This is a genomic window from Micromonospora sp. C41 (assembly GCF_018070485.1).
GTDB classification, from domain to species: Bacteria; Actinomycetota; Actinomycetes; order Mycobacteriales; family Micromonosporaceae; genus Micromonospora; species Micromonospora chalcea.
Genome location: NZ_JAGPXP010000007.1, coordinates 1 through 16135 on the forward strand (window position 1 = coordinate 1; position 16135 = coordinate 16135).

The window sequence follows — 16135 nt, forward strand, 5'->3', positions numbered from 1 at the left end:
GACGGCGCGTCGCACGTGCAGGTCTTCTTCCGGATCATGCTGCCGCTGGTGGCGCCGATCCTCGCGGTGACCGGCCTGCTCGCCTTCATCGGATCGATCAACGAGTTCATCATCGCCAACGTGTTCCTCACCGAACCCGAGGCGAAGACGCTCGCGGTCGGCATGTACGGCCTGGTGGCCGGCGAGCGCAACAACAACTTCGGGATGTTCGCGGCGGGCACCCTGCTCACCGCGATCCCGACGGTGCTGGTGTTCCAACTGCTCCAGCGCTACATCGTCTCCGGACTCACCTCCGGAGCGGTAAAGGGCTGAGCCTCCTCGGCTCACGCTGCGGCAAGGGCGTCGTGTCGGCGTACACCGGAGCGGTTCTCGGGCGGACCGCCGCGGTCGGGTGAAACCGACCGCGGCGGGTGCCCGCCCCTCTCCCTGTCGGTACGACGCGAAAGGCAGCACCATGTCCCTTCAGCCGCACCACGACGGCTCCGCCACCTACGTCCCGGAGCAGGAGCCCGCGCTCGGGCAGACCGTCCCCGTCTTCGTCCGGGTGCCGGCCGGATCCGGCGTCTCCCAGGTGCACGTGCGCACCACCGGCGACGGCGAGCCGCGCTTCGCCGAGGCGCGGGTCGACCGCACCGACGACGGCGACGTGTGGTGGCGGGCCGACGTCGAGGTCCGCAACCCGGTCAGCAACTACCGCTTCCTGCTCGACGGCGAACGCGGCGCCCGCTGGCTCAACGCCGCCGGCCCGGCCGGGCACGACGTGCCGGACAACGGCGACTTCAAGCTGGTCAGCTACGCCCCGCCGCCGGCCTGGGCCCGGGACGCGGTGATCTACCAGATCTTCCCGGACCGGTTCGCCCGCTCGGCCGCCGCCGACAGCCGGACCGTGCCGGACTGGGCCATCCCGTGTGACTGGGACACCCCGGTCGTCGGCCGCGGCCCGGAGACGCCCCGCCAGTTCTACGGCGGCGACCTCGACGGCGTCACCGAACACCTGGACCACCTGGACCGGCTCGGCGTCAACACCGTCTACCTGACGCCGGTGTTCCCGGCGCGCTCCAACCACAGGTACGACGCGTCGAGCTTCGACACCGTCGACCCGCTGCTCGGCGGCGACGCGGCGCTGGCCCGGCTCGCCGACGCGGTGCACGCCCGGGGGTGGCGGCTGCTCGGCGACATCACCAGCAACCACACCGGCGACGCCCACGACTGGTTCACCGCCGCCGTCTCCGACGTCAACGCGCCGGAACGCGAGCTGTACTACTTCGACCTGCCCGGCTCGGACTACGAGTCGTGGAACGGGGTGAAGTCGCTGCCGAAGCTGAACTGGGGCAGCGCCGAACTGCGCCGCCGGTTCGCCACCGCCGAGGACTCGCTGCTGCGCCGCTGGCTGCGCCCGCCGTACGGGCTGGACGGCTGGCGGGTCGACGTGGCGAACATGACCGGGCGGCGGGGCGCTGACGCGTACACCCACGAGGTGGCGCGGCTGCTGCGCGAGGTGGTGGCCGAAACCCGGCCGGACGGGCTGCTGCTCGCCGAGCACGGCCACGACCACACCGGTGACCTGGACCGCGACGGCTGGCACGGGACGATGAACTACGTCGGCTTCACCGACCCGGTCTGGTCCTGGCTGCGGCACGGCGACGACCCGGTGCCGAACTTCCTCGGCACCCCGGGCGGGGTACGGCGGCGCGACGCGGGCGCGGTGCTCGCCACCATGAACACGTACCGGTCGCTGGTGTCGTGGCGCTCGTACACGCACTCGTGGCAGCTGCTCGGCTCGCACGACTCGGCCCGGATCCGCACCGTGGTCGGTGACGCGGCCCGGCAGGAGGTGGCGGCCGGACTGCTCGCCACCATGCCCGGCACGCCTGTGGTCTTCGCCGGGGACGAGCTGGGCCTGACCGGCACCAACGGGGAGGGCTCGCGTACCCCGATGCCGTGGCACCGGCGCCAGAGCTGGGATCGGCGCACGTTCGAGGCGTACCGGTCGTTGCTGACGCTGCGCCGCGACGAGCCGGCGCTGCGGCACGGCGGCCTGCGCTGGGTGTACGCGGACGCGGACACGCTCGTCTTCCTGCGCGAGGCGCCCACGTCGACGGTGCTGGTGCTGGCGAGACGTGCCCCCGGCACCCCGGTCCGCCTGGCCGGCGTGGGCGCCGCAGAGAACGTCTACGGCAACGCCCCAGCTCTCCACCCCGACGCCGACAACAAGGTGACCCTCCCCGCCGAGGGCCCCACGTTCCAGGTCTGGCGCCTCCGCTGACCCCGGGCCCTCGCGATCTTGCGGTTTCGGCCCGTGTGCCGCGCCTTTCGTCCCGTTGTGCCGGGGCGGAAACTGCAAGATCGCGGGGGAGGGGTCACGGTATGACGGCAGGTCGGCCGGGTCATTACTACAAAGCGTCGTTGATGGGGGAGGATGGGCCGCGTGGAAGCTCTTCGACTGATTCTTCTCTACGTCCATCTGATCGGTTTCGCGCTGCTGCTCGGCGGCGCGATCGCCCAGTACGTCTCCGGCAAGCTGCGCATCAACGCGGCCATGCTCTGGGGCGCGATCATCCAGATCCTCACCGGCATCGGGCTGTCCGCCCCGCTGCGGGACGGGGACGAGCCGGCCCCGGCGAAACTTGTTACCAAGTTGGTGCTCGCGCTGCTCATCTTCGTCATGGTCTTCTTCTCCCGTAAGCGGGAGACCGTCAACCGCGGCCACTTCCTCGCGATCGTCGGGTTGACGCTGGTCAACGCTGCCGTCGCGGTGTTCTGGCGTTAGTTCGCCGCCAGTCGGGGAAGCTGCGGGAAACGGACGTTCGCGACACCATCGCGCACGCCCGCCGGCCGGATAAGTGACCTGCCCCACCCAAGGGTTACACCGGGGTAACGGACGCTCAACAGTCGTGCACGATTGTCGGCCGGTGGGTGGGCGCGGGCGTACGCTCCCGTCCGTAACGTGGGACGCCGGCCGCACATCGCAGGCCGGCGCAAGGGCTGCGCACCGCGCACAACGCGGTGTGCAAGGGGAAGGAGACGTCTTGCGCTCTGTGCGTGGGATGCGGATTGCCTCCGTCATTGCGGCGGGTGGACTCGTGCTGGGCGCTGCCGCGTGTGGTGAGGCTCCGGACGACGACAACAACGCCGGCGGCGACGGCGGCAAGAAGTTCAGCGCCTGCATGGTGACCGACGTCGGCGGCGTCGACGACAAGTCCTTCAACGCCTCGGCCTGGAAGGGCCTGCAGGAGGCGAAGAAGGAGAACGACAAGATCGACATCAAGTACGTCCAGTCGAAGGCCGAGGCGGACTACGAGGTCAACCTGACCGGGTTCGTCAACCAGAAGTGCGACTTCATCCTGGCCGTCGGTGGCCTGATGTCGGACGCCACCAAGGCGGCGGCTGAGAAGAACCCGAACCAGCAGTTCGCGATCGTCGACGCCAACCCGGGTGTGTCGAACGTCTACCCGATGCAGTTCGACACCGCGCAGGCCGGGTTCCAGGCCGGCTACCTGGCCGCCGGGATGAGCAAGTCCGGCAAGGTCGGCACCTACGGCGGCCTGCCGATCCCGCCGGTCACCATCTTCATGGACGGCTTCGCCGACGGCGTGGCGTACTTCAACAAGGCCAAGAGCAAGAACGTCCAGGTGCTGGGCTGGGACAAGGCCACCCAGAAGGGCTCCTTCGCCAACTCGTTCGAGAAGCAGGACGAGGGCAAGAAGGTGTCCGACGCGCTCGTCGCGCAGGGCGCCGACATCGTGATGCCGGTCGCCGGTGGCGCCGGTCTCGGCACCACCTCCGCGGCCAAGGCCTCGGGCGGCAAGTACTCGGTCGTCTGGGTGGACATCGACGGCTGCGAGAGCACCCCGGACTGCTCGGCGATCCTGACCACCGTCGTCAAGAACATCCCGGACGCCGTCAAGGAGGCCGCGCTGAAGGCCGCCAGTGGCGAGAAGCTCCAGGCCACGCCGGGCTTCGTGGGCACGCTCGCCAACAACGGCGTCTCGATCGCCCCGTACCACGACTTCGACAGCAAGGTCCCGGCGGACCTGAAGGCCGAGGTCGACAAGATCAAGGCGGACATCGCCGCGGGCACCATCACCGTCACCTCGAAGGCCCAGCCGACCAAGTGACGGTTCCGCCGGCCGCCGCGATGCGATCATCGGCAGCGGGGGCCGGCGGGCACCAGGTTTGACGATCCGGCCGTCCCGGCGCAACGGGGAAGGTACCCCGAGCGCCGGGGCGGCCGATCAGCTTGACTCCCCCCGACATCCCCACCCGGCGTGGTGGCGGCGCGGCAGGTCGCTACGCTGCACCATCGCTCGCACTCCAGGAGGTTGCGCTGAGACTCGAACTGCGCGGCATCACCAAACGGTTCGGTGATCTGGTCGCCAACGACCACATCGACCTGACGGTGGAGCCTGGAGAGATCCACGCCCTGCTCGGCGAGAACGGTGCCGGCAAGTCGACCCTGATGAACGTGCTCTACGGCCTCTACCAGCCGGACGAGGGCGAGATCCTGGTCGACGGCAAGCCGCTGAAGCTGAAGGGCCCGTCGGACGCGATCGCCGCCGGGATCGGCATGGTGCACCAGCACTTCATGCTGGTGCCGGTCTTCACCGTGGCGGAGAACGTGATGCTCGGCGCCGAGCAGGTCCGGGGGCCGTTCGCCGGCATCCTCGACCGGCGACGGGCCCGCCGCGAGGTCGCCGAGGTGTCCGAGCGGTACAACCTGCGGGTCGACCCGGACGCGGTGATCGAGGACCTGCCGGTCGGCATCCAGCAGCGGGTGGAGATCGTCAAGGCCCTCACCCGCGACGTCGACCTGCTGATCCTCGACGAGCCGACCGCCGTGCTCACCCCGCAGGAGACCGAGGAGCTGCTCGCGGTCATGCGGTCGCTCAAGGCCGCCGGCAAGTCGATCGTGTTCATCACCCACAAGCTGGGCGAGGTGAAGGCCATCGCCGACCGGATCACCGTGATCCGGCGCGGGAAGACGGTCGGCACCGCCGAGCCGAGCGCCAGCCGGGACGAACTGGCCGCGCTGATGGTGGGCCGCAGCGTCCGGCTGACCGTGGACAAGAAGCCGGCCACCCCCGGCAAGCCGGTCCTGGAGGTCTCCGGCCTGGTCGTGGACGACGACCGGCAGGTACGCGCGGTCGACGGCGTCGACCTGACCGTGCACGCCGGTGAGGTGCTCGGTGTCGCGGGCGTGCAGGGCAACGGCCAGACCGAGCTGATCGAGGCGATCATGGGCCTGCGCCCGGTGCTCGCCGGCACGATCAGCCTGGACGGCGAGCCGACGCACGGCTGGTCGACCAAGAAGGTGCTCCACGCCGGCGTCGGCTACGTGCCGGAGGACCGCAGCGTGGACGGCCTGGTCAAGGAGTTCTCCGTGGCGGAGAACCTGGTGCTGGACATCTACGACCGGCCGCCCTTCGGCAAGGGCCTGTCGCTGAAGCCCGAGGCCATCGCGAAATCGGCCCGGGAGCGGATCGAGCAGTTCGACGTCCGTACCTCCTCGGCCGACGCCGCGGTCGGCACGCTCTCCGGCGGCAACCAGCAGAAGGTGATCGTGGCCCGGGAGCTGTCCCGGCCGCTGAAGCTCTTCATCGCCGCCCAGCCCACCCGGGGCGTGGACGTCGGCTCGATCGAGTTCATCCACAGCCGGGTCATCCGCGAGCGGGACATCGGCACCGCGGTGATGGTGGTCTCCAGCGAACTGGACGAGGTGATCGGCCTGGCCGACCGGATCGCGGTCATGTACCGCGGCCGGATCATCGGCATCGTCGGCCCGGACACCCCGCGCGAGGAGATCGGCCTGCTGATGGCCGGCATCACCCCGGACGCCGCCACCCCGGACGCCGCCACCGCGACCGAGGGCGGCCCTGGCAACGAGGACGAGGCATGACCAACCCGAACCCCGTCTCGGGCTCGCCGGACAAGGAACCGGCGACCGAGGCGCAGGAGTCGCTGAGCGAGGCCCGGGCGACGCCGACGCAGCCGGCCGGTGACACCGAGCAGACGGTGCCCGCCACCGCGACCGCGAAGAGGCCGGACCCGGCCGGGGAGTCCCGTCCCGGCATGGGCCGGATGTTCCTGGACAACCTCTGGGCGGCAAACACGGTCACCGTGACGGTGCTCGCGGTGCTGCTGGCCATGGTGGTCGGCGCGGTGCTGATCATCGTGTCCGACCCGGAGGTGCTAACCACCTACAGCTACATCACGGCTCGCCCCACGGACGCGCTGAACGCCAGCTGGACTGTGGTCAGCGAGGCGTACGCGAACCTGTTCAAGGGCGCGATCTTCGACCCGGACGCGGTCGGCTTCACCGCCGTCATGAGCCCGATCTCGGAGACGCTCACCTACGCCGCGCCGCTCGTCTTCACCGGCCTGTCGGTGGCGCTGGCCTTCCGCGGCGGCCTGTTCAACATCGGCGCCCAGGGCCAGGCGACGATCGCCGTCATCCTGGCCGCCGTGGCCGGCTTCGCGCTGCCGCTGCCGCCCGTCGTGCACCTGCTGGTGGCGCTGATCGCCGGCGCGCTCGGCGGCGCGCTCTGGGGTTTCATCCCCGGCATCCTCAAGGCCCGGGCCGGGGCGCACGAGGTGATCAACACGATCATGCTCAACTACGTGGCGGTCTACTTCCTGTCCTGGATCATCGTGCAGAACGGGGTGCAGAACCCGAACCGGTCGGACGCCATCAGCAAGCCGGTCGACTCCTCCGCGCAGTTGCCCCGCCTGCTCGGCGACGACCTGCGGGTGCACGCCGGCATCCTGCTCGCGGTGGCGGCCACCTGGTTCATCGCCTGGCTGCTCAACCGCTCCACGCTCGGCTTCGAGCTGCGGGCCGTGGGCGCGAACCCGGACGCGGCCCGCACCGCCGGCATCAGCGTGACCAAGACGTACGTGCTGGTGATGGTGCTCGCGGGCATGCTGGCCGGTCTCGGCGGCTCGACCATGGTGCTCGGCACCACCGCTACCGCGCTGACCCCGCTGGTGATCGCGCAGATCGGCTTCGACGGCATCCTGGTCGCGCTGCTCGGGCGCGTGAAGCCGTGGGGCGTGCTGCTGGCCGCGCTGCTGTTCGGCGCGCTCCAGGCCGGTGGCAACCGGATGCAGTCGTACTCCGGCATCTCGCTGGAACTGGTCACCGTGCTCCAGGCGCTCATCGTCATCTTCATCGCCGCGCCTGCCCTGGTGAAGACGATCTTCCAGCTCCGGGCGGCCCGCGCCGCCCGGTTGCAGACGAGCCTCGCGAAGGGCTGGTGAGCATGTCCACCACCGCTGTCCCCGAGGTCGCCGTTACCGCGGTCGACGAGGGTTTCTGGACCCGTAACCGGAAGATCGGCGTGGTCCTGCTGGCGCTCGGCGTGCTCGCGGCGGTGCTGTTCGGCGCGCTCGCGACCGACCAGCACGCCCGGTTCACGCTCAGCGAGACCGAGGGCGGCGCCGCCCTGGAGATCAACGGTACGGTCGGCGCGATCCTGTTCGGGCTGATCACCGCCGCGGCCGGAGGCGCGCTGCTGGCCGGTGTGCCGAAGCGCTGGTTCGCGCTGCTGCTCGGCGCCGGGCTGGTCGCCTTCGTGCTGAGCTTCCTGTGCTGGCAGGTCTCCGCCGCGCCCGAGGGCCGCAACTTCATGCCGCTGGTGAACGTCGTGCGCGGCACGTTCATCCTGGCCCTGCCGCTGATCTTCGGCGCGCTCGCCGGTGTGCTCTGCGAGCGCTCCGGCGTGGTGAACGTGGCGATCGAGGGCCAGCTCCTGATGGGCGCGTTCTCCGGCGCGCTGTTCGGCAGCATGTCCGGCAGCGTCTGGGTCGGCCTGGTGGCCGCCGCCATCGGCGGCGCGTTCATCTCGTTCCTGCTGGCCGTGTTCTCCATCCGCTACCTGGTCGACCAGGTGGTCATGGGCATCGTGCTCAACCTGCTCGCGGTCGGCATCACCGGCTTCCTCTACGAGCGGCTGATGCAGACCGACGCGGCGAAGTACAACAGCGCGCCCCGGTTCGGCAACTGGGAGATCCCGCTGCTGTCCGACATCCCGCTGATCGGTCCGGCGCTGTTCCGGGGCAACATCTTCCTCTACCTCGGCCTGCTGCTGGTGCTGGTCATCCACCTGGCGCTGTTCCGTACCCGGTGGGGCCTGCGGACCCGCTCGGTCGGCGAGCACCCGACCGCCGCCGACACGCTGGGCGTGAAGGTGCTGCGGCTGCGCTACCGCAACGTGATCCTGGCCGGTCTGGTGGCCGGTGTCGGCGGCGCCTCGTACACGCTGGCGCTCTACTCGTTCACCAAGAACATGATCGGCGGTAAGGGCTTCATCGCCCTGGCCGCGCTGATCTTCGGCCGGTGGAGCCCGACCGGCGCGCTGCTCGCGGCGCTCTTCTTCGGCTTCGCCGACCAGCTCGCCACCTACCTGGGCGCTATCGGCAGCAGCATCCCGAGCCAGTTCCTGGCGATGCTGCCGTACCTGGCGACGATCCTGGCCGTGGCCGGGCTGGTCGGCAAGGTCCGGGCGCCGGCCGCCGACGGCAAGCCGTACATCAAGGGCTGACCGCCCGCCGCGACACCGTGCCCGGCGGGGCGACCCGCCGGGCATCGTCGTCTCCGGCCGCGCCGCGACCGATCGGCGCAAATTGGGCAGAATGGGAGTCGTGATGGAGATCGACTGGGAGCGGCTGCGGGCCGCCGCCACCGAGGTCATGCGGCACGCCTACGTGCCGTACTCGAAGTTCCCGGTGGGCGCCGCCGCGCTCGTCGACGACGGCCGCGTCGTGGTCGGCTGCAACGTGGAGAACGCCGGATACGGCGTGACGCTCTGCGCCGAGTGCGGCGTGGTGTCGCAGCTGCACGCGACCGGCGGGGGCCGGATCGTGGCGCTGTCCTGCGTCGACGCCACCGGCGAGCCGCTGATGCCGTGCGGCAGGTGCCGGCAGTTGCTGTGGGAGCAGGGCGGGCCGGAGTGCCTGGTCGAGTCGAAGGGCGGGCCGCTGCGGATGGCCGAGCTGCTGCCGCACGCCTTCGACGTGGCCGACATCGAGGCGGTGACCGGCGAGCACCCGGTGCCGGTGGTGCCGGACCGGCTGGCCGCCTGGCGGGGCCGGGGCACCGTGTTCGTGCACCCCGACCTCTCGGCCGGGCAGCAGGTCTGGACGGCGTACTGGGAGCGGTCCTCCGGCGGCGCCGAGGACGCCGAGACCGGCGTGCTGGAGGAGGGCTCGACCTGGGACGACCCGGCGAGCGCGATCGAGTGGGGGTTGGCGCGTACGCCGCGCGTGGTGGTGGTGGATGCTTCGGGCACTGTCTTCTGGGCCGGTGAGGGTGAGCCTCCTACGGAGATTCCGGTTCGCTGGGGTTGAGGTTGTGGGCCGGGGCCGACCTGGTCACCGTTCGCGGGTCGGTGTGGCCACGCGCGATCAAACTGATTGGATCTTGTAAGTGAGTGCTTTTACGGCGGTTGACGTCATTCGGGCCAAGCGGGACGGGGGTGTGCTGAGCGAGGGGCAGATCGACTGGGTGGTCGACGCGTACACGAAGGGTCTGGTCGCCGACGAGCAGATGTCCGCGCTGGCCATGGCGATCCTGCTGCGCGGCATGACCGCGCCGGAGATCGCCCGGTGGACCGCCGCCATGATCGCCAGCGGCGAGCGGCTCGACCTGTCGCCGGTGGCCCGCCCGACAGTGGACAAGCACTCCACCGGCGGTGTCGGTGACAAGATCACCCTGCCGTTGACCCCGCTGGTCGCCGCCTGCGGCGCGGCCGTCCCGCAACTGTCCGGCCGGGGCCTGGGCCACACCGGCGGCACGCTGGACAAGCTGGAGTCGATCCCGGGCTGGCGGGCGGCGCTCACGAACGACGAGTTCATCGCGCAGCTCCGCGACGTGGGCGCGGTGATCTGCGCGGCCGGCGACGGGCTCGCCCCGGCCGACCGCAAGCTGTACGCGCTGCGCGACGTCACCGGCACCGTCGAGGCGATCCCGCTGATCGCCAGCTCGATCATGAGCAAGAAGATCGCCGAGGGCACGGGCGCGCTGGTGCTCGACGTGAAGGTCGGCTCCGGCGCGTTCATGAAGAACGCCGACGACGCCCGCGAGCTGGCCCGCACCATGGTCGAGCTGGGCGGCGCGCACGGCGTACGGACCGTCGCCCTGCTCACCGACATGTCCACGCCGCTCGGCCTGGCCGTCGGCAACGCGGTCGAGGTGACCGAGTCGGTGGAGGTGCTGGCCGGTGGCGGCCCGGCCGACGTGGTGGAGCTGACGCTGGCGCTGGCCCGGGAGATGCTCCACGCGGCCGGGCTGCCCGACGCCGACCCGGAGGCGGCGCTGCGGGACGGCCGGGCGATGGACGCCTGGCGGACGATGATCCGGGCGCAGGGCGGCGACCCGGACGCGCCGATGCCCACCGCGAGCGAGGTCGAGGTGGTCACCGCGGCCGAGGACGGCTGGGTCGCGGAGCTGGACGCGTACGCGATCGGGGTGGCCGCCTGGCGGCTCGGCGCGGGCCGGGCCCGCAAGGAGGACCCGGTGAGCATCCCGTCCGGCGTGGTGCTGCACAAGCGACGGGGTGACCGGGTGCGTGTCGGCGACCCGCTGTTCGAGCTGCGCGCCGAGCACGCCGAGCGGATCCCGGCCGCGCTGGCCGAGGCGCGCGAGGCGGTGCGGATCGCGTCGGACGCGCCGGAGGCGACGCCGCTCGTCATCGAGCGGATCGGCTGAGGGCCATGGTGCCGGGCCGGTCGGAGTCGCTATCCTCCCAGGCCAGGGGGGACCGACCGGCGAGGACCCGAACAGACAGGGACTGACCGTGCGCGTATCCGCCCCCGACCCCCGGGCCGTCCGGGAGGCGAGCCTGGACGAGCTGTCCCGGCTGGGCCTGCCGCTGCCCCCGCCGCAGTTCCCGCTGGTCTGGGAGCCGGGCGACGAGATCGAGCTGCGTCCGACGCCGGAGGTCGAGGCCCGGATAGCGGTGCTGCACGTGATCCTGGCCCGCTGCTTCGGCATGCCCGCGCAGGCGGCGATGAGCTGGCTGCTGGAGTCGCACCTGGTCGACTCGGTGACGCCGCCGGAGTGGCAGTTCGTGATGGGCGGCCGGGGTGACCACAGGTCGTTCGTGCTGCACCACGACGCGCTGTTCTCGCTGGCCTGGGTGCTCGGGCTGGCCAAGGAGCTGGACCCGACGGTGCCGGTGGACGAGCGGCTGGTCGAGCGGATGCCGAACCTGGTGGCGGGGGAGACGTTCGCCCAGTGGCAGGCCCGGATCCTGGCCGCGCCGCAGCACCCCGGGGACGCCGCGGCGCTGCTCGACCTGCACTACTGCCTGGACTGGGCGTACCTGGAGACGGAGAAGGCCGGCGGCGCGCTGCCGGGCCTGGTGGACGCCAACGCGATCGGTCAGCGCCGGTGGGCGCTGGAGTGGGCGGTGGTGCTGCGCGGGCCGTACCACGACGAGCCGCCGGGCTGGGAAGAGGTCGACCTCTCCACCTGAGCCGGGTCAGCGCGGGCGGTGCACGCCGAGCCGGACCGAGAGCGTGACTGGGACCGGCTCGGGCAGCGCGGCGATGCGCGCGGCGAGCCGTTCCGGTTCGGCGTGCCAGGCGCTCGGTCCCATCCCGACGAGCGTGGTGACCTCGGCGCGGGTCAGCGCGAGGCGGGCCCGGTGCCCGGTCGCGGACTCCTCGGCGAAGTGGGCGCCGAGGCTGCCCGCGACCCGGTCGGCTTTGGCCGGGTCCACCCGCAGCAGGTCCAGCGCCTCGACCAGTTCGGCCAGGTGGTCGGCGGCCGGGGTGACGACGAGCAACGCGCCGCCGGGGTCGAGCACCCGGTGGAACTCCGGGCCGTTGCGCGGCGCGAACACGTTCAGCAGCACGGCCACCGACCGGTCGGCTAGCGGCAGGCGCTGCCAGGTGTCGGCGAGCGCGGCGGCGGCCCGCGGGTGGGCGCGGGCCGCGCGGCGCAGCGCCGGCTTGGAGACGTCCAGGGCCAGGCCGGCGGCCTCCGGCAGCGCCGCCAGCACCGCCGCGAGGTAGTGCCCGGTCCCGGCGCCGGGCTCGACCACCAGGGGGTACGGGTCGACGCCCGCGACGCGTACCGCTGTGGTCGCGAGCGCGGCGGCGACGGCGTCGTAGTGGCCGGCGGCGAGGAAGTCGGCGCGGGCGGCGACCATCTCGGAGCTGTCCCCGGTGTGCGGGGAGCGGCCGGCGAGCAGGTTGACGTACCCCTGCCGGGCGGTGTCGAAGCTGTGCCCGCGGGGGCAGCGCAGGGCGCGGGTGGTGCCGGCGGTGGCGGCGGTCAGCGGTTCGGCGCAGACCGGGCAGCGCAGCCGGGCGAGGATGCGGTCGTCCACGCCTCAGTCCTCCGCTTCCGGGCGGCCGGTGAGGTGGTCGACCACCCGGTGGCTGAGCGTGCCGAGCGCGGCCAGCTCCGCCGGGGTGAGCAGGTCGATCAGGTGCCGGCGTACGGCGGCCACGTGCCCGGGCGCGGCGGCTTCGACGGCCTGGCGCCCGGCCGGGGTGAGCGTGACGACCGAGCCGCGGCCGTCGGTGGCGCACTCCTCCCGGGTGACCAGGCCACGCTGCTGCATCCGGGAGATGTGGTGGGACAGGCGGCTGCGGGACCAGAGCATGCGGTCGGCCAGTTCGCTGAGCCGCAGCCGCTGCTGCGGGGTCTCGGACAGGTCGCTCAGGACGTCGTAGTCCGGCTCGGAGAGGCCGGCGTCCTGCATCAGTTCCCGGGCCAGTTCCAGGTCGAGCAGGCGTCGCATGCGGCGGTAGCCGCGCCACGCGCGGTCCTCCTGCTCGTCCAGCCAACGCGGTTCGTCCACGGACCGATCCTACCGGTGTTGTTGACATGTCACCAAGTTGCGGTCTAGCTTGATGACATGTCAACCAAACTGCCGTCGCGGCTGGTGCGGCTATTCGCCGGCCTGGGCCTGTTCGGCGTCAGCGTCGCGCTGATGGTCCGCGCCGACCTCGGGCTCGCGTCCTGGGACGTGCTGCACCAGGGGCTCGCCGAGCGCACCGGCCTGCCGATGGGCCTGCTGGTCAACGGCGTGGCGCTGCTGGTGCTGCTGCTGTGGATCCCGCTGCGGCAGCGCCCGGGGGTCGGCACCGTGGCGAACGTCGCGCTCGTCGGCCTGGCCCTCGACGCGACGCTGGCGCTCCTGCCGCCGGTCGCCCCGCTCGCCGGCCGGATCGGCCTGCTGGTCGCGGGCGTCCTGCTCAACGGCCTCGCCACCGCGCTCTACCTCGGCGCCCGCCTCGGCCCCGGCCCGCGGGACGGGCTGATGACCGGCCTGGCCGCCCGCGGCCTGCCGCTCGGCCCGGCCCGCACCGCGATCGAGGTGACGGTGCTGGCCGTCGGCTGGCTGCTCGGCGGCGCCGTCGGCCCCGGCACCCTGCTCTACGCGATCGGCATCGGGCCGATCGTCGCCTGGCTCGTTCCCCGGCTCACCGCGCCGGCCCCGGCCGCCGCCCCGACAGGAGTGACCTCACCATGCCCCGCCTGAACGTCGTCGTCGCCAGCACCCGCCCCGGCCGGGTCGGCCGTCGCATCGGTGACTGGTTCACCGCCGCCGCCGTCCGCCACGCCGGCTTCGACGAGGTGCGCCTGCTCGACCTGGCCGAGGTCGGGCTGCCCTTCCACGACGAGCCGCACCACCCGTCCGAGCGGAACTACGTGCACGAGCACACCCGCGCCTGGAGCGCCGAGATCGACGCCGGGGACGCCTTCGTGCTGGTGATGCCGGAGTACAACTACGGCTTCAGCGCGCCGCTGAAGAACGCGATCGACTACCTCTACCACGAGTGGCAGCACAAGCCGGTGGGCTTCGTCAGCTACGGCATGACCTCCGGGGGCCTGCGCGCGGTGCAGATGATCAAGCAGGTGGTGACCACGCTGAACATGACCCCGGTCAACGACCAGGTGGTCGTCTTCCTCCGGCAGTCGCTGGACGAGTCGGGCGAGCTGCGACCCGACCCCGGCCGCGAGGAGGCCGCCGCGCTGATGCTGGATCAGCTCGCCCGGCTGGCCGCCGCGCTCGCCCCGCTGCGGGTGACCGCATGAGCGCCCGGCTGTGGGAGCTGTTCGGCGAGCGCGGGCGCGGGGTGCTCGTCACCCTGCGCCGCGACGGCCGGCCCCAGCTGTCCAACCTCGACTACCTGGCCGAGCCCGGCCTGATCCGCTGCTCCACCACCGACGGCCGGGCGAAGGTGCGCAACCTGCGCCGCGATCCCCGGGCCAGCTTCCACGTGACCACCACCGACGGCGGGGCGTACGCGGTGGCCGAGGGCGCCGTGACGCTCACCCCGCCGGCCGCCGCCATCGACGACGCGACGGTCGACGAGCTGGTCGAGGTGTACCGGCGCATCCGCGGCGAGCACCCGGACTGGGCCGAGTACCGGGACGCCATGGTGGCCGACGGGCGGGTGGTCCTGCGGCTGGCGGTGGAGCGGGTGTACGGCTGGCGGCCCTGAACCGGCCCGGTCCACCGTCGCGCCCGTACCGGGGGTGACTAGGGTCGGAGCATGGTCGCAATCTCGTACGAGGACATCGTCAAGGTCCCGAAGGCGCTGCTGCACGATCACCTCGACGGCGGCCTGCGGCCCGCGACGATCGTCGAGCTGGCCGCCGAGGTCGGCCACGAACTGCCCACCACCGACCCGGCGGCGCTCGGTGTCTGGTTCACCGAGGCGGCGAACTCCGGCTCGCTGGAGCGCTACCTGGAGACGTTCGCGCACACGGTGGCGGTCATGCAGACCGCCGGCGCGTTGCGCCGGGTCGCCCGCGAGTGCGCGCTGGACCTGGCCGCCGACGGTGTGGTCTACGCCGAGGTGCGGTTCGCCCCGGAACAGCACCTGGAGCAGAACCTGACGCTGGACGAGGTGGTCGACGCGGTGGTCACCGGGTTCCGGGAGGGCAGCGCGCTGGCCGCCGAGGCGGGCACCCCGATCCGGATCGGCACGCTGCTCACCGCGATGCGGCACGCCGCCCGGTCGCAGGAGATCGCCGAGCTGGCCGTGCGGCACCGCGACACCGGGGTGGTCGGCTTCGACATCGCCGGCGCCGAGGCGGGCTTCCCGCCCACCCGGCACCTGGACGCGTTCGAGTACCTCCAGCGGGAGAACTTCCACTTCACCATCCACGCCGGTGAGGCGTTCGGCCTGCCGTCCATCTGGCAGGCGATCCAGTGGTGCGGCGCCGACCGGCTCGGCCACGGCGTACGCATCGTCGACGACATCACCCCTGGCAACCCGCCGGTGCTGGGCCGGCTGGCCGCGTACGTGCGGGACAAGCGCATCCCGCTGGAGCTGTGCCCGTCGTCGAACGTGCAGACCGGTGCCGCGGCCTCGATCGCCGACCACCCGATCGGGCTGCTGCGCGACCTGCGGTTCCGGGTGACTGTGAACACCGACAACCGGCTGATGAGCGGCACCTCGATGTCGCGGGAGATGGCGCTGCTGGTGGAGGCCTTCGGCTACGGCTGGAAGGAACTCCAGTGGTTCACCATCAACGCGATGAAGAGCGCGTTCATCCCGTTCGACGAGCGGCTGCGGATCATCGACGAGGTGATCAAGCCGGCGTACGCCGAGCTGATCGGCTGATCACGACTGGCGGGGGTGGCCGGAGAGCAGCGCGGCCACCCCGCGCAGCACCTGACCGGCCCGGGCCGCCTCGGCACCGAGCCCGGTCTGCCGGCGCAGCACGGCCGGCTCGGCACGCAGCAGCGCGACCCCGCGCCGGAGCAGCACCCGGGGCGCCTTGCGCTGCTCGGCGAGGTCCCGGGCGAGGCGGCGCAGGAACGTCGCGCCGCGTGGGCGGCGCAGCGCGTACGCGCCGGCGAGCACGCCCTGCCGGCGGCACTCGGCCACGATCTCGGCGGCGAAGATCCCCTCGGCGACAAAGATTGGCGATCCGTCGATGTCGAATGGCCGGGTGGCCACCCTGCGGTCCGCGCCGATCGCATAAACCGGCACTTCGGCCTTGCCCTCCCGAGCCAGTCGGGTGATTGTTTGCACCGCCATGTCCGCATCCCAGGACAGTGGGGACTCCCAATCCACCTGTCCGTTCCGACGCGGACACGTAGGGTCGTCGCCGTCCTTGTAGAAGTCGTCCAGGCAGAGCACCGGAAGTCCGGTTCGCTGCGCTATG

At 72.0% G+C, this 16135-nt stretch carries 17 protein-coding genes; 14 read left to right on the plus strand and 3 right to left on the minus strand.

All coding sequences use genetic code 11. The features are described from left to right. From KBX43_RS10015 to KBX43_RS10060, 10 genes are all read left to right on the plus strand, one after another. The coding region (locus tag KBX43_RS10015; RefSeq protein ID WP_210884165.1) for an ABC transporter permease subunit at nucleotides 1–312 on the plus strand (312 nt) is incomplete at its 5' end. A gap of 142 nt (nucleotides 313–454) precedes the next feature. Beyond that, nucleotides 455–2266, plus strand: coding sequence for a glycoside hydrolase family 13 protein (locus KBX43_RS10020; RefSeq protein WP_210884167.1), 1812 nt, complete (start codon nucleotides 455–457; stop codon nucleotides 2264–2266). A gap of 162 nt (nucleotides 2267–2428) precedes the next feature. Further along, nucleotides 2429–2770, plus strand: a complete 342-nt coding sequence (locus KBX43_RS10025; RefSeq protein ID WP_043330653.1) for a hypothetical protein — start codon at nucleotides 2429–2431, stop codon at nucleotides 2768–2770. 277 nt (nucleotides 2771–3047) lie between these two features. After that, complete coding sequence (locus tag KBX43_RS10030; protein WP_043326775.1) at nucleotides 3048–4118, plus strand: BMP family protein; 1071 nt, start codon at nucleotides 3048–3050, stop codon at nucleotides 4116–4118. A gap of 122 nt (nucleotides 4119–4240) precedes the next feature. Next, nucleotides 4241–5896: an ABC transporter ATP-binding protein gene (locus tag KBX43_RS10035; RefSeq protein ID WP_043326773.1), complete on the plus strand. Its 1656-nt coding sequence runs from the start codon at nucleotides 4241–4243 to the stop codon at nucleotides 5894–5896. A 173-nt stretch (nucleotides 5897–6069) separates the two neighbouring features. Further along, nucleotides 6070–7257 (plus strand): ABC transporter permease, encoded by a 1188-nt coding sequence (locus KBX43_RS10040; protein WP_374225999.1) that lies wholly within the window; start codon nucleotides 6070–6072, stop codon nucleotides 7255–7257. A gap of 2 nt (nucleotides 7258–7259) precedes the next feature. Continuing rightward, entirely contained in the window at nucleotides 7260–8540 is a 1281-nt protein-coding gene (locus KBX43_RS10045) for an ABC transporter permease (protein ID WP_043326769.1), read from the plus strand. A gap of 103 nt (nucleotides 8541–8643) precedes the next feature. Beyond that, nucleotides 8644–9345 carry a cytidine deaminase gene (locus tag KBX43_RS10050; protein WP_166455874.1) on the plus strand — a complete coding sequence of 234 codons (702 nt, stop codon included), beginning with the start codon at nucleotides 8644–8646 and terminating at the stop codon, nucleotides 9343–9345. A 79-nt stretch (nucleotides 9346–9424) separates the two neighbouring features. Further along, nucleotides 9425–10705 carry a thymidine phosphorylase gene (locus tag KBX43_RS10055; protein WP_210884176.1) on the plus strand — a complete coding sequence of 427 codons (1281 nt, stop codon included), beginning with the start codon at nucleotides 9425–9427 and terminating at the stop codon, nucleotides 10703–10705. 88 nt (nucleotides 10706–10793) lie between these two features. Next, nucleotides 10794–11474 (plus strand): DUF4272 domain-containing protein, encoded by a 681-nt coding sequence (locus KBX43_RS10060; RefSeq protein WP_043326765.1) that lies wholly within the window; start codon nucleotides 10794–10796, stop codon nucleotides 11472–11474. A gap of 6 nt (nucleotides 11475–11480) precedes the next feature. Here KBX43_RS10060 and KBX43_RS10065 read toward each other — a convergent pair whose 3' ends face one another. Both KBX43_RS10065 and KBX43_RS10070 read right to left on the minus strand, forming a co-directional pair. Next, nucleotides 11481–12332: a putative RNA methyltransferase gene (locus KBX43_RS10065; protein WP_210884178.1), complete on the minus strand. Its 852-nt coding sequence runs from the start codon at nucleotides 12330–12332 to the stop codon at nucleotides 11481–11483. A 3-nt stretch (nucleotides 12333–12335) separates the two neighbouring features. Beyond that, a complete protein-coding gene (locus KBX43_RS10070; protein WP_210884180.1) occupies nucleotides 12336–12809 on the minus strand; it encodes a MarR family winged helix-turn-helix transcriptional regulator in 474 nt (157 codons plus the stop codon). Between the two features lie 57 nt (nucleotides 12810–12866). Between KBX43_RS10070 and KBX43_RS10075 the strand changes: the two genes are divergently transcribed. From KBX43_RS10075 to KBX43_RS10090, 4 genes are read left to right on the plus strand one after another with little or no spacing between them, the layout of a single operon-like run. After that, the gene (locus KBX43_RS10075; protein ID WP_210884182.1) at nucleotides 12867–13493 is read left to right on the plus strand and encodes a YitT family protein; all 627 of its coding nucleotides are present in this window, start codon (nucleotides 12867–12869) and stop codon (nucleotides 13491–13493) included. Then, complete coding sequence (locus KBX43_RS10080) at nucleotides 13481–14050, plus strand: NADPH-dependent FMN reductase (protein WP_064447622.1); 570 nt, start codon at nucleotides 13481–13483, stop codon at nucleotides 14048–14050. The genes KBX43_RS10075 and KBX43_RS10080 overlap by 13 nt, the downstream gene beginning before the upstream one ends. Continuing rightward, the gene (locus KBX43_RS10085; RefSeq protein ID WP_064447623.1) at nucleotides 14047–14460 is read left to right on the plus strand and encodes a PPOX class F420-dependent oxidoreductase; all 414 of its coding nucleotides are present in this window, start codon (nucleotides 14047–14049) and stop codon (nucleotides 14458–14460) included. Before KBX43_RS10080 ends, KBX43_RS10085 begins: the two co-directional genes overlap by 4 nt. Before the next feature lie 51 nt (nucleotides 14461–14511). Next, a complete protein-coding gene (locus tag KBX43_RS10090; RefSeq protein WP_043326756.1) occupies nucleotides 14512–15588 on the plus strand; it encodes an adenosine deaminase in 1077 nt (358 codons plus the stop codon). On the opposite strand, the gene KBX43_RS31480 is transcribed toward KBX43_RS10090, so the two are convergent. Continuing rightward, nucleotides 15589–15927 (minus strand): hypothetical protein, encoded by a 339-nt coding sequence (locus tag KBX43_RS31480; RefSeq protein WP_223201242.1) that lies wholly within the window; start codon nucleotides 15925–15927, stop codon nucleotides 15589–15591. Between the last annotated feature and the right edge of the window lie 208 nt (nucleotides 15928–16135).